Consider the following 13,833-nt stretch of genomic DNA (forward strand, 5'->3'; position numbering starts at 1 on the left):
GCCGAGGATACCCGGCAGGGCCTGCGGCGCCCCCACCGCCCCACAGATCCCCCCTCCAGACTCCGTCAGAAACTTAAGAAAAGCTGGCTTTTCAGGAGATTGCCTCACCTCCTGCACAAGGCTGAGGGTAAAGTGAATGCGACACCTGGCCGATACTAATACTTTACTCTCAAGGATCTCACCTGCATGGACCACTCGCTTGCGTCCTACAACCCGGCACTGGTCGCCCTGAGCCTTGGCATCGCCGCCATCGCTTCGCTCACTGCCCTCGATCTCGCCGGACGCGTCAGAGCGAGCCAGGGCCTTGCCCGCCACCTGTGGCTTGCCGGCGGTGCCTTCGCCATGGGCACCGGCATCTGGTCGATGCACTTCGTCGGCATGCTGGCCATGGACCCCGACTCTCACTTCGCCTACGGGATCCCCCTTACCCTGGCGTCCCTGCTGGCGAGCCTTCTCGCTTCCGCCTTGGCACTGGCAACAGTGCAGTCAGGCCACCTCACCGGTCCTCGACTGGCCGTCGGCGCACTGATCATGGGTAGCGGCGTCTGCCTGATGCACTACATCGGTATGGAGGCCATGCTGTCGGTAGACAGCCTGCGCTACCGACCGGACCTGTTTGCCCTGTCCGTGGTCATCGCCGTGCTGGCCTCGGCGGTCGCCCTCAGCCTGGCCTTTCGACTCAACCCGGTGGGGGGACGCTCCCCGCTGTGGCAACGTGGCCTGGCCTCGCTGGTCATGGCCGCAGGCATTTCGGGCATGCACTACACCGGCATGGCCGCCACCAGCTATCGCACCCTGAGCTACTCGGCCTCGGCCCCGGGCATCGGCACCGACCAGCTGGCCATCGTGGTGGCGCTGATCGCCACCTGCATCATGCTGGCAGCGTTGATGATGTCGATCTACGACGCCCATCTGTCCTCGCGCAATGCTCAGCTGGCACGTTCGCTACAGCAGGCCAATCAGGAGCTCAAGGACCTGGTCCATCATGACGTCCTGACCCAACTGCCCAACCGACTGAAGCTCGAGGAGCACCTCGACGAACTGCTCGAGGACAACATCGATACCTTCGCGGTGTTCTTCGTCGACCTGGACCGCTTCAAGCAGGTCAATGACGGCCTCGGCCACCATGTGGGTGACGAGCTGATCAAGGGCGCGGCCCGACGCCTGCAGATGGCGGTGCGCGACAGCGACCTGGTCGCCCGGGTGGGCGGCGACGAATTCATGGTGGTCACCCATCAGGTTGCCAGGCGCGGCGACGCTGAAGCGCTGGCCCAGCGCATCGTCAGTTCGCTGGACAAGCCCTTCCAGATCGGCAACAGCATGGTCAAGGTCTCCACCAGCCTGGGCATCAGCCTTTACCCCGACCACGGGCGCAGCAAGCACGCCCTGATGGTCCACGCCGACGCCGCCATGTATCGCGCCAAGCAGCAGGGACGCAACAACTTCCAGTTCTTCGCCTTGGACATGACCTCCGAGGCAGACCGTCGCAGTACCCTCGAGCGAAGCCTGACCCAAGCCATCGAGGAAGATCGCCTGAGCCTGGCCTATCAACCGAAGATCCGCGTCGACAGCGGTGAGGTCTCAGGCGTCGAAGCGCTGCTGCGGTGGCACGATGAGGAACTCGGCCAGGTCACCCCTGACGAGATCATTCCCGTCGCCGAAGACTGTGGCCTGATCCTTCCCCTGGGCGCATGGGTGCTACGCACCGCCTGCCGGTTCTCGAGCGAGTGGCTCAAGGAGTCCGGCGAGCCATTGCCGGTGGCGGTCAACATCTCGGCCATTCAGCTCAATCATCGCGGCTTCGTGGCCACCATCGAGGCTGCGCTTGCCGAATCGGAGCTTCCCCCTCACCTGCTGGAACTCGAACTGACCGAAAGCACCCTGGTACAGAACCCTGATCGCGCCCTGGAAGTACTGAGTACTCTGCGCAACATGGGTGTGCTGCTGTCCATCGATGATTTCGGCACCGGCTATTCCAACTTGACCCAGTTGAAGTATCTGCCCGTGGACCGTCTGAAGATCGACCGCACCTTCATGCAAGGCGTGGTCGATTGCGAACAGGACGCGGCCATCGTCCAGGCGGTGATCTCGCTGGCCAGGTGCCTGGGGCTTCATATCATCGCAGAAGGTGTCGAGAGCGAAGAACAGCTGGCCTTTATCCGCCAGCTGCAGGGCCACGAGTACCAGGGCTACCTGTTCAGCAAACCGGTCCCGGCCGAAGAGCTCAAGGCACTGTTGGCCAAGGGTCACCTCGTGGCAGCGGCCGCAGCGGAACCCCGACACGCCCCCCGGGACACGCCGGTGCGCGAGGCCCGCCTATCAGGACTCGAGCCTGAAGGCAGACCTTCCCACCCCACTGGCATCGTCTAAACGGCAGCCCGATACCGTCGATACAGGCTGCTTGACCTTGCCGGTCAGGCAGCGTCACCCTTCAGCCACCACGACAACAACACTCCGCAGCGCAGAGATCGCCGCCATGTCCAATGCCTTTCGCGCCCCGCCCCCGGCGCACCAGGAATCCCCGCCGCTGTCCTCCCCGGAGCGGCTGGTTCATCTGCTCTCCAGAGTCGCCGACAAGGACCGGGAGGCCTTCGCCGAGTTGTACGAGGCCAGCGTGGCGAAACTCTTCGGCACGGTGTTACGTATCTTGAAGCAGCAGGCCTGGGCCAACGATGTCATCCAGGAGGTCTACGTGACCATCTGGCAGAAGGCCGGACGCTTCGAGAGCGAGCGCGCCTCCGCCATCACCTGGATGGTGACCATCGCCCGCAATGCGGCCATCGACGAGCTACGCAAGGCACCGACACGGCCCACCGAGAGCGACAGTATCCTCGAGAACTGGGTCGCCGAGACGCCCTCCGCCTACGATCAGCGTCACCAGGACGAGACGTCGACACAGCTGACGTTGTGCCTTGATGAACTGGAAGAGAGCCGGCAGCAAATGGTGCGCCTGGCCTATCTGGAGGGCTGGTCGCGGGCCGAACTGGCAAGCCACTTCGACCAGCCGGTCAATACCGTCAAGACCTGGCTGCATCGTGCACTGAAACAACTCAAGGGGTGCCTGGGATCATGAGCGACCGCGACGACAAGGACATGCTGGCCGCCGAGTTCGTGCTGGGCACCCTGGATCGTGACGAGCGCGACAGGGTGCACCGCCAGCGTCAACACGACAGCGAACTCGAGCAGCGTATCGGTGAATGGGAGAGCCGGCTGGCGCCTCTGGCCGACGAGATCCAGGACCTCACCCCGGGCCCGGACCTGTTGCCGCTTATCCAGCAACGCATCAAGGCCATCGAGGACGCCGCGCGTGGCGATACGGCATCCGACGCCCCCCCGAGCACCGCCAGCGTCACGCCGCTGCACCGCCGTCTGGCCTTCTGGAAGGCCGCCACCGGCCTGTCCAGCGCCGCGGCGGTCATCCTGGCGGCGGTGCTGCTGGCACAGCCGTCGCCGTCCACCAGTGAGTCCAACTTTGTGGCGGTGTTCCAGCAGGACGATCGCCAGCCCGCCTTCATGCTCAGCGTCAACCTGGAGCAGCGCCGCCTGCATGTCCGCCCGGTCAGCGCCGAACCTCTGCCCGACCGCTCCTATCAGCTCTGGATCAAGCATGATGATCTGGGCTCCGCTCCCCGGTCCGTCGGTGTACTCGACGATGACCTGAGCCTCGACCAGGCCGCCCTGCGCGACTACGAACCTGAATTGCTGAAGCATGCCACCTTTGGCATCAGCGTCGAGCCTCCGGGTGGCTCGCCCACCGGCCAGCCCACCGGCCCCGCCATCCACGGCTACCTGTACCCCACCGAGCCCAGCGGCGGCCAGCGTCTCTGAGAATTTCAGCCCTCACTGAAACCTTTTCGCCTCCCCTGCGTAGCTAGTCGATGACCCCGCCACCGGCAACGGCCGATGGCGGGGTCATCGTGGCGGGCGTGGGTTTCGACACCCTCGATGCGTACGCCCCGCACCACGACTTCCCTGCTTGGCCACTCGTTCGAGTGGCCTTTTTTATCTGGACGTCGGCTCTCTCAGGGCACAACAATTTTTTTCGATGATGTGAAACCCACCGTGGCATCGGCACGTAGCTGTTATCAACTCGGCAGCCATCCTGTCGTGGAGCACCTTCGGCAAGCCAATCAGCAACACCAGGAGACCATCACCATGTTCAAGCCATTGGCAGCACGTACCCTCATCACCTCAGCCCTCCTCGTCGGCGCAGCCACCCTGGCCACCGGCGCCCAGGCCGCCCACCATGGAGAGATGGACGAAGCCGGCCATCTCGGCGTCTGGGCCGAAGATCAGTCGGTGGAGAGCGGCACCGTCACCGCCGATCGCATCGTCGCCGAGAACAACGGTTGGCTGGTCGTCCACCGTACCGACGAAAGCCACAAACCAGGGCGCGTTGTCGGTCACGCCCCGCTCAAGGCCGGTGAGAACACCGATATCGCGGCCATCCTGACTGAAGAGGTCAGCAGCGGCGAACATCTGATGCTGATGCTCCACGGCGAGGACGGCGGCATGCAGACCGGCATCTTCGAATACACCCTGGGCGCCAGCGAAGACGGCCCGGTCAAGGTCGACGGCAACCTGGTGATGAGCGTAATCACCGCTCAATGACACCAGCCCCCTCCTTTTGACGACTTGGCGAGGGCCCTGCCCCTCGCCTTTTTTGTGCCTGCTGCTCGCCCTTCGTACCCCACCGCTGTCCTTCCGCGCCGGCCTCCCGGTCTTTCCTGTGCCTGCCGCTCTTCCTGCTCGCGCCAGCCCCCGCAAAGAATCCTCTTTGATGACTTCACAACGTCTCTTGAAGATTGTATAAAATATAAAACCTGATCAACGACGCCCAGATGATCGTCGATCACCACAACCGACAACAAACCGGGGTACTCCATGCAACGCGTACACGTCATCGATTCCCACAGCGCCGGCGAGCCCACGCGCCTGGTCATGGACGGCTTTCCGACGCTTGCCGGCGCCACCATGGCCGAGAAACGCGACTGTCTGCGCGACCGACACGACCACTGGCGCCGCGCGGTGATGCTGGAACCCCGCGGCCACGACGTGCTGGTCGGCGCACTCTACTGTGAGCCGGTATCTCCGGACGCAACCTGCGGGGTGATCTTCTTCAACAACGCCGGCTACCTGGGCATGTGCGGTCACGGCACCATCGGCCTGGTCGCCTCGCTGCATCACCTGGGCCACCTCAGCCCCGGCGACCACCGCATCGACACGCCGGTGGGCCAGGTCGAGGCGACCTTGCATGCCGACGGTGCCGTGACCGTACGCAACGTCCCCTCCTACCGCTACCGCCGGCAGGTCGCGGTGGAAGTGCCCGGCCACGGCATGGTCCATGGCGACATTGCCTGGGGCGGCAACTGGTTCTTTCTGGTCAGCGACCATGGCCAGCGCATCGCCCTGGATAATGTGGAGACCTTGACCGGCTATACCTGGGCCATTCGTCAGGCGCTTGCAGGCCAGGGCTTCACCGGCGATGACGGTGGCGAAATCGACCACATCGAGCTGTTCGCCGATGACGACGAGGCCGACAGCCGCAACTTCGTGCTGTGCCCCGGCAAGGCCTACGACCGATCCCCCTGCGGTACCGGCACCAGCGCCAAGCTGGCGTGCCTGGCCGCCGACGGCAAACTCGCTCCCGGCGAACGCTGGCGCCAGGCCAGCGTCTGCGGCGGCCTGTTCGAGGCGAGCTATGAATGGCAAGGCGATCAGATTCGCCCCAGCATCACCGGACGCGCCTTCATGAGCGCCGACAGCACCCTGCTGATCGACGAGCAAGACCCCTTCGCCTGGGGCATCGGCGGCTGAAGCCCCAGCGGCTGGCGCCCCAGTACCCGACGACGGCCATTGACGTTTTTACCCATCGGCGGCTGCCCAAGAAGGGCGGCGCCTCCCTGACCCGTGACATCGTCCCACTCAAGGACCCGACATGAACGACAATATCTTCACCGGCTGCATCCCCGCCCTGATGACCCCTTGCACCAAGGACCGCCAGCCCGACTTCGACGCCCTGGTCGCCAAGGGCCGTGAACTGATCGAGGCCGGCATGAGCGGCGTGGTCTACTGTGGCTCCATGGGCGACTGGCCGCTGCTGACCGAGGCCCAGCGCCAGGAAGGCGTCGCCCGCCTGGTGGCAGCCGGCATCCCCACCATCGTCGGCACCGGCGCGGTCAATTCCCGCGAAGCGGTATCCCACGCTGCCCACGCCGCCAAGGTCGGCGCCCATGGCCTCATGGTGATTCCCCGGGTGCTGTCTCGCGGCACCTCGGTGACCGCCCAGAAGGCACACTTCGCCGCGATCCTGGACGCCGCGCCGGACCTCCCCGCGGTCATCTACAACAGCCCCTACTATGGCTTTGCCACCCGCGCCGACCTGTTCTTCGAATTGCGTCGCCAGCATCCCAACCTGATCGGCTTCAAGGAATTCGGTGGCGCCGATGACCTGCGCTACGCCGCCGAGCACATCACCTCCCAGGATGATCAGGTCACCCTGATGGTCGGCGTCGACACCACCGTCTTCCATGGCTTCGTCAACTGCGGCGCCACCGGCGCCATCACCGGCATCGGTAACGCCCTGCCCCACGAGGTGCTGACGCTGGTGGCCCTCAGCAAGAAGGCTGCTAAGGGCGATGTCGAGGCACGTCGCCGGGCCCAGGAACTCGAGCAGGCCCTGGGGGTGCTGTCCTCCTTCGATGAAGGTGCCGACCTGGTGCTCTACTACAAGCACCTGATGGTGCTCAACGGTGACGAAGAGTATCGCCTGCACTTCAACGAGAGCGACGCCCTCAGTGATGCCCAGCGTCGCTACGTCGAGACCCAGTACGACCTCTTCCGCACCTGGTACGCCGGCTGGTCAGCCTCGCTCGACCTGTCCTGAAGCCCGATATGTCCTGAAACCACCGGGGAGGCTCGCTCGACGCCGGGCCTCCTGTTGTTTTCGGCATGGGCGACAGGGGCGTTGGCACAACACCCCTGTCGCCCATGCTGCTTCCCGCACGTCCCCCTCGACAGGAGAGTCAAATGACACTGGAAGGCAAGATGCTGATCGGACAGGACGCCGTGACTGGCAGCCAGGCGCCGATCCACGCCATCGACCCCGCCACCGGCAAGCGCCTGGAGCCGGCCTACCCGGGCGGCAGCCAGGCCGAGGTGGAGCGCGCCTGCGCCCTGGCAGAGGCCGCCTTCGATGACTACCGCGAAACCACGCTCGAGACACGCGCCCGTTTTCTCGAGACCATCGCATCGGAAATCGAGGCACTCGGCGATGCGCTGATCGAGCGCGCCATGCAGGAAACCGGCCTGCCCCAGGCCCGCCTTGCCGGAGAGCGCGGACGCACCTGCGGACAACTCAGACTGTTTGCCGACACCGTACGCGCGGGCGAATGGCTCGACGTTCGCATCGACCCTGCCCAGCCACAACGCCAGCCCATGCCCCGTGCCGACCTGCGTCAGCGTCAGATCGCCCTGGGGCCTGTCGCGGTGTTCGGTGCCAGCAACTTTCCGCTGGCCTTCTCGGTGGCCGGCGGCGACACCGCTTCGGCCCTGGCCGCTGGCTGCCCGGTGGTGGTCAAGGCTCACTCGGCCCACCCCGGCACGTCGGAGCTGGTCGGCCGCGCAGTACAACAGGCGGTGGCCCGGTGCGAGCTGCCCGAAGGCGTGTTTTCGCTGATCTTCGGCTCCGGCCGCGTGGTAGGCCAGGCGCTGGTCGAGGACCCCCGCATCAAGGCAGCCGGCTTCACCGGCTCTCGCTCTGGCGGCATGGCCCTGTGGCAAAGCGCCCAGCGCCGACCGGACCCCATCCCCTTCTACGCAGAGATGAGCTCGATCAACCCGGTGTTCCTGCTGCCCGAGGCGCTCAAGGCCCGCGGCAAGGACCTCGGCGAGGCCTTTGTCGGCTCACTGACCATGGGCGCCGGACAGTTCTGCACCAACCCGGGGCTGGTGATCGCGGTCAAGGGCGAGGCCCTGGACGCCTTCATCGAGTCGGCCGCCGAAGCCGTCAAGGCCGCGGGCGCCCAGACCATGCTGACCCCGGGCATCCATGACGCCTACACCCAGGGCGTAGAGACCCTTGGCGACAGCGACAAGGTCCGGGAAATCGCACGTGGGCCGCAAGGCGAAGGCGTCAATCAGTGTCAGGCGGGACTGTTCGTGGCCACGGCCAGTGACTTTCTCGGCGACGAAGCGCTACAGGCCGAGGTATTCGGTTCGACGTCCCTGGTGCTGGAGTGTGCCGACACAAGTGAGGTCAAGGCGCTGGCCGAAGGTCTCGAGGGCCAGCTGACCGCCACCCTGCAGATGGACGACGGCGATACCGAGACGGCCCACGGCCTGCTTTCGATCCTCGAACGCCGGGCCGGACGTATCCTGGTCAACGGCTGGCCAACCGGGGTCGAGGTATGCCACGCCATGGTGCATGGTGGCCCCTTCCCCGCCACCTCCGACGCCCGAACCACCTCGGTGGGTAGCGCCGCGATCCAGCGCTTCCTGCGCCCGGTGTGCTATCAGGATCTGCCCGAAGCGCTGTTGCCCCAGGCACTGCGCGACGACAACCCCTGGGCCCTTGGCCGCCTCGTCGACGGCAAGCGCGAGGCCTGAATCAGGTCCCTTGCCCAGGCGGCGGCCCCCTGGGGCCGCCGCCTGCCCATGGACATTCATCGCGGTTTGTATACAGTGTGCAATAACATCCGATGGGCAGAGAGAGGCTATGGCGACTTTCAAGACACGCGCACAGTTCGTCGCGGATGACCTGCGCAGGCGTATCCTGGGCGGAGAGTTCCAGGGGGGAACCCAGCTGCGCCAGGATGCCCTGGCAAAGGACTATGACGTCAGCCGTATTCCCGTGCGCGAAGCCCTGCTGACCCTGGAGTCCGAAGGGCTGGTCGAGTTCCATGCCCACCGCGGTGCTTTTACCACCGAACTGTCGGTCGCCAAGATTCGCGAGCTGTTCGACCTGCGAGTATTGCTCGAGACCTACGTCCTGCGCCATGCCATCAGCGAGTTGACGGAAGACGACCTGCTCAAGGCAGAGCGCATCCTCGAGAAGTACGACGATGCCCTGAACAGCGGCGGCGAGATCGACAACTGGAGCGAGTACAATTTCGCCTTCCACCAGGCCCTCTATGCACCGGCCAGGTTGCCCGAAACCCTGGCGTTGATCAGTCAGCTCAACACCAAGTCGGATCGCTACATCCGCATGCAACTGCTCTACACCCAGGAGATCGAAAAGGCCGAGCGCGAACACCATGGGCTGCTCGACTTCGCCCGTCAGGGCAAGGCCGACGAGGCCTGCGAATTGCTCCAGCGCCATATTCAGGAAGCCTGTGAAGGCATCGTGACCCTGCTCGAAGAACGCGCCCAGCGCGGCGACGCAGACTGAAGCGCCATCCCTCCCCTTGTGCTTGCCCTGTCGGCGCCTTGCGGGCGCCGACTCGCTAGAACCCTGGCGTCAACGCCATAGCCCCCTGAACGTCCGCGGGTGAGCTGCCCGCTTTCGCGGTCGTCGCCCTTGGCCTGCCAGTGGCGTTATCGCCCCCGTCGGCGCCAGCCGCCTGTCATCAAGGTTCCCTCCTGCGCTGGCTTGTTCAAGTCCCTGCCCTGAAAGCACCGTCCTGACGCTCCATCCCCTTGGCACGTTTTCAGCGCTCCGAACACGGCGCATTCCTTTGCGCTCCAACCCCAGCGCGGCTTTCTCGGCGCCCCGAACCCGGCGCGGATTTCCAGGCGCCCCGAACCCGGCGCGTTCCTTTGCGCTCCGACCCCAGCACAGCTTTCTCGGCGCCCCGAACACGGCGCGTTCCTTTGCGCTCCGACCCCAGCGCGGCTTTCTCTGCGCCCCGAACACGGCGCATTCCTTTGCGCTCCGGCCCCAGCACGTCGTTCATGCGCTCCCCCTCGGTGCGTCGCCCATGCAGACCGTCCAGCGGATAACGCCAACGTTTAATATCGCCGCTATTGATCCGAAAGGGCACCTATCTTATATTTTATACAATCGACAAAGACAAACGCTGCAGAGGCAAACCATGGGTTCACCCGGCTCGCGACAAGACCGCCAACCCGGCGACACGCGCATTAACGTGATCGGTGCTGGCGTCATCGGCCTCGCCTGCGCACTCGAGCTGCGCCGCCAGGGCTTTTCGGTGCAGGTACTGGATCGTCAGGCTCCCGGCATGGGGGCGTCATACGGCAACGCCGGGCATATGGCCACCGAGCAGGTCTTTCCCATCGCCGACGCCTCGATCCTGACGCAGCTTCCCGCCATGCTGCGTGATCCGATGGGGCCGCTGCGACTGGACTGGCGCTACCTGCCCCGCGCCCTGCCCTGGTTCACTCGTCTATTGCTGAACCTGCGCTCTGCCCCCTACGCCAACAGCGTGGCCGGGATTCGTGCCCTCAACGAGGCCAGCCTGGACGCCTGGCGCAAGCTGCTCGATTCGATCGATGGCCGCCATCTGATGAAGGAGGACGGCTCGCTGCTGGTCTATGAGCAGGACCTGTCAAAGCCCCGGATCGACCATCTGGCTGGTGCCATGTCGGCCCAGGGGGTAGCCCTCGAATCCTGGTCGGGTGACGCCATACGCGAGCTTGCGCCGTCCCTCTCGACCAAGCTCCGTGGCGGCCTCTTCTTTCCCGCCACCGCCCATGTGGTCGACCCCGCCGCCATCTCCCGGGCCCTGGTCGACGCCGCCCGCCATGCAGGCGTTACCTTCGCCACGGCGGAGGTACGCGCAGCCCGTGTCCATGGCCAGGGCGTCACCCTCCAGACCGATTCGGGGGCGCTGGACTGTGAACGGGTACTGCTGGCCTGCGGCGCCCACTCGGCCCGCCTGGCCGCACACCTCAGCGGTCGCCGTGTGCCACTGGATACCGAGCGTGGCTATCACCTGATGCTGCCGGCAGAGCGGCACCGATTGCCGGTGGCGGTCACCTCGCTGGAGCGCCGCTTCATCATGACGCCGATGAGTGACGGCCTGCGCCTGGCCGGCACTGTCGAATTCGCCGGCCTCAAGCGCCCCCCCAACATGGCCCGCGCCTGGCAGCTCCACCGCCTGAGCCAGGGTCTGTTCGAGCACGACCTGGACAGCACCGATGCCAAGCCCTGGATGGGCTTTCGCCCTTCCCTTCCCGATTCGCTGCCGATCATCGACAGCGCCCGGGACGGCCGCGTGCTGCTGGCCTTCGGGCACCACCATCTGGGACTGACCCAGGCCGCTGTTACGGCACAGCTTGTCGCCCGCCTGGCGACGGGGCGGACGGGCCCAGCGACCGGATCCGGCCCGGTGTCACTCCCGCCACCATCGCCACTCCCGCCACTGTCGCCCTATCGGCTCGAGCGCTTCTGAGCATGACCGCTCGGCCCCTGCACCGCAGAACCCACAACAACACCAAAGGAGATCCCATGACGTCGTCTTCCACCCCCATCCGCCTACCCGGCATGGCCGAGGTTCTGGCCGTCATGATCGGCTTCATCGCCATCATGTTCTTGAGCATCAATGTCCTTGGTCTGCCCATCCAGCTTGCCCTGTTCGCCTCCTGGTTTCTGGTCATGGCGCTGGGCGTCAGGCTCAAGATCCGCTACGCCAGCATGCAGGAAGGACTGATCAACGGCATTCACAACGGCATGGAAGCCGTACTGGTGCTGACCACCGTCGGCGCCCTGATCGGCACCTGGATCGCCGGTGGCATCGTGCCGAGCATCATCTACTACGGTCTGACGGTGATGGACCCGCAGATCTTCCTGTTCGCCGCCTTCATCATCTGTGCCCTCACCTCGCTGGCCACTGGTACCTCCTTCGGTACCGCAGGCACCGCCGGTGTCGCCATGATGGGCATCGGCCACAGCTTCGGCATCCCGCTGCCGCTGGTCGCCGGCGCGGTGATCTCCGGTGCCTACGTCGGCGACAAGATGTCGCCGCTGTCCGATACCACCGTGATGACCGCCTCGCTGTGCAAGGTCAACCTGATCGACCATATCCGCTCGATGATGCTGGTCAGTGCACCGGCAATCCTGATCGCCGGCGTGCTGTTTCTGGTGGTCGGCTTCTTCTTTATCGACGGCGACGTCGACACCTCCCGTGCCACCGTCGCCATGCAGGCGCTGGAGACCCACTTCACCATCAGCCCCTGGCTGTTGCTGCCGGCGGTGATCGTGATCGGCCTGCTGACGCGCCGATTCCCTGCCATCCCGGTAATCACCTTCGGCGCCGTGCTGGGCAGCATCTGCGCCTGGTGGGCCCAGGACGTGTCTCCGGTCGATGCCATTCGCATCGCCTATGACGGCAACGCCATGGCCTCGGATGTGGAATTCCTCAATACACTGCTCAATCGCGGCGGCATCCAGTCGATGCTCGGCGTGGTGGCACTGATCCTTTTCGCCCTGGGCCTCGGTGGCCTGATGGACCGGGTCGGCATCCTCAAGGCGATCAGCAACGGCTTCCTGCGCTGGGCCAACAACCCGGGCCGGCTGACCCTGTCGACCATGCTCGGTGGCTTCTTCGGCAATTTCTTCGGGGGCGCCGCCTACGTCTCGCTGATCACCGCCAGCACCATCACCGAGAAGAACTACGACGACCAGGGCATCGATCGTCGGGTGCTGTCGCGCAACGCCGAAGCCGGTGGCACCGTGACCACCCCGATGGTGCCCTGGACCGATGGCGGCGTGTTCATGGCCACCACCCTCGGCGTGTCCACCATGGCCTACCTGCCCTTCCTCTGGTATCACATGCTGGTCATCGCCATCTCGCTGTTCTACGGCTACGCCAATATCGCCATCTGGCGCACGACGTCGTCCGCCGAGAAAACGACCACCTCCAGCTCCGAATTTCAGACCACCTGAGCCGTCACCAACAGCAGGCAACCAAAAGCCCCCGCTCGCCTTCACGGTGAGCGGGGGCTTTATCTTGTAGCGGGGCTGGGCAGGCGCGCGCCAGGCTCGCCCCCGGTCGAGGCATCCAGGTCTGGTTCGTGCAGGACGCTTCCTGCCTGGCCTTCTGCTCACGGCGGCGTGTCAGCAACGGCCGCGCGGGTGTCGACGCTGGTCCAGGCATCCTGCAAGCCGAGGACGCCGAACGTCGATCAGCGGCCTTCTGTACCTTCCAGATAGGTCAGGGTGGTTTCCCAGCTTTGGCTACTGACCTCAATCGCGGCCCTGACGGCCGTCTCGTCGCCCGCTTGGAAAGCCGTGTAGATCGCCTTGTGGTCCTTCAGCGCGACCTCCGGCAAGGTCTGCATCGACGTCTCGAGGCCGGCCTCGACCAGTTGAATCAGCGTCTCGCCGACACGAATCGTCATGGGGTTGTGGGTGGCGGCCAGGATCGCGCGATGAAAGGCCGTGTCGTGGCAAGCGGTCTGCTCGTCATTGGCAATGGCTGCCTCGAGCGCGTCAATGGCAGCGCCAATCGCCTGATGATCCTCTGGCGTGGCATTGTCCATCGCCTGCAGCGTATAGGCGGGTTCAAACATCTTGCGAAACTCCAGAACGTCACGGGTCATGCCTCTGGCCAGGATCATGCCAAATGCCATCGGATCGACCAGCGGCTCTCCGGGCTCCTTGCGAATCAGCGTCCCCTGCCCCCGCTTGACCTCGACGATGCCGATCGCCTGCAGCATCTTGATCGCCTCGCGCACACTGGACTTGCCGATTCCCAGGCTATGGGTCAATTCCGTCTCCGAAGGCAGATAGTCTCCTGGCTTGAGCTCACCGGCGATCAGCGCCGTCTTGATGCGCTCGAGCAGCTGCACCGCGACCGACTGGCGGTCGATTGAACTCCCGAAGAGATCCATTGGCTTTATCCTTGTTGATGCGTTTCGAACTTGGCGTGGCGC

General features: G+C 65.0%; 11 protein-coding genes. 10 read left to right on the forward strand and 1 reads right to left on the reverse strand.

From position 1 onward, the window contains the following. The first annotated feature begins 186 nt into the window (after positions 1-186). The 10 genes from KUV74_RS05700 (at position 187) to nhaC (ending at position 12,844) form a co-directional block, all read left to right on the forward strand. On the forward strand, positions 187-2,370 hold the full coding sequence (locus tag KUV74_RS05700) for a putative bifunctional diguanylate cyclase/phosphodiesterase (protein WP_222515851.1): 2,184 nt from the start codon (positions 187-189) through the stop codon (positions 2,368-2,370). 106 nt (positions 2,371-2,476) lie between these two features. Beyond that, on the forward strand, positions 2,477-3,073 hold the full coding sequence (locus tag KUV74_RS05705; RefSeq protein ID WP_045992553.1) for a sigma-70 family RNA polymerase sigma factor: 597 nt from the start codon (positions 2,477-2,479) through the stop codon (positions 3,071-3,073). Beyond that, positions 3,070-3,828, forward strand: coding sequence for an anti-sigma factor domain-containing protein (locus KUV74_RS05710; protein ID WP_108133706.1), 759 nt, complete (start codon positions 3,070-3,072; stop codon positions 3,826-3,828). Before KUV74_RS05705 ends, KUV74_RS05710 begins: the two co-directional genes overlap by 4 nt. 327 nt (positions 3,829-4,155) lie before the next feature. Then, complete coding sequence (locus tag KUV74_RS05715; RefSeq protein ID WP_045992551.1) at positions 4,156-4,611, forward strand: hypothetical protein; 456 nt, start codon at positions 4,156-4,158, stop codon at positions 4,609-4,611. A gap of 273 nt (positions 4,612-4,884) precedes the next feature. Beyond that, a complete protein-coding gene (locus tag KUV74_RS05720; protein WP_222515852.1) occupies positions 4,885-5,817 on the forward strand; it encodes a 4-hydroxyproline epimerase in 933 nt (310 codons plus the stop codon). Positions 5,818-5,938: 121 nt separating this feature from the next. Beyond that, positions 5,939-6,886, forward strand: coding sequence for a dihydrodipicolinate synthase family protein (locus KUV74_RS05725; protein WP_222515853.1), 948 nt, complete (start codon positions 5,939-5,941; stop codon positions 6,884-6,886). 143 nt (positions 6,887-7,029) lie between these two features. Then, positions 7,030-8,607: an aldehyde dehydrogenase (NADP(+)) gene (locus KUV74_RS05730; RefSeq protein WP_222515854.1), complete on the forward strand. Its 1,578-nt coding sequence runs from the start codon at positions 7,030-7,032 to the stop codon at positions 8,605-8,607. A 109-nt stretch (positions 8,608-8,716) separates the two neighbouring features. Next, positions 8,717-9,388, forward strand: a complete 672-nt coding sequence (locus KUV74_RS05735; protein ID WP_045992547.1) for a GntR family transcriptional regulator — start codon at positions 8,717-8,719, stop codon at positions 9,386-9,388. A 643-nt stretch (positions 9,389-10,031) separates the two neighbouring features. Next, positions 10,032-11,351, forward strand: coding sequence for an NAD(P)/FAD-dependent oxidoreductase (locus KUV74_RS05740; RefSeq protein WP_222515855.1), 1,320 nt, complete (start codon positions 10,032-10,034; stop codon positions 11,349-11,351). 56 nt (positions 11,352-11,407) lie between these two features. After that, positions 11,408-12,844, forward strand: a complete 1,437-nt coding sequence (gene nhaC, locus KUV74_RS05745) for a Na+/H+ antiporter NhaC (RefSeq protein WP_222515856.1) — start codon at positions 11,408-11,410, stop codon at positions 12,842-12,844. 239 nt (positions 12,845-13,083) lie between these two features. Here nhaC and KUV74_RS05750 read toward each other — a convergent pair whose 3' ends face one another. After that, positions 13,084-13,791 (reverse strand): FadR/GntR family transcriptional regulator, encoded by a 708-nt coding sequence (locus KUV74_RS05750; protein WP_222515857.1) that lies wholly within the window; start codon positions 13,789-13,791, stop codon positions 13,084-13,086. Positions 13,792-13,833 lie beyond the last annotated feature (42 nt).

This window comes from Halomonas sp. DP1Y21-3, assembly GCF_019801245.1.
Lineage (GTDB): Bacteria > Pseudomonadota > Gammaproteobacteria > Pseudomonadales > Halomonadaceae > Halomonas > Halomonas litopenaei.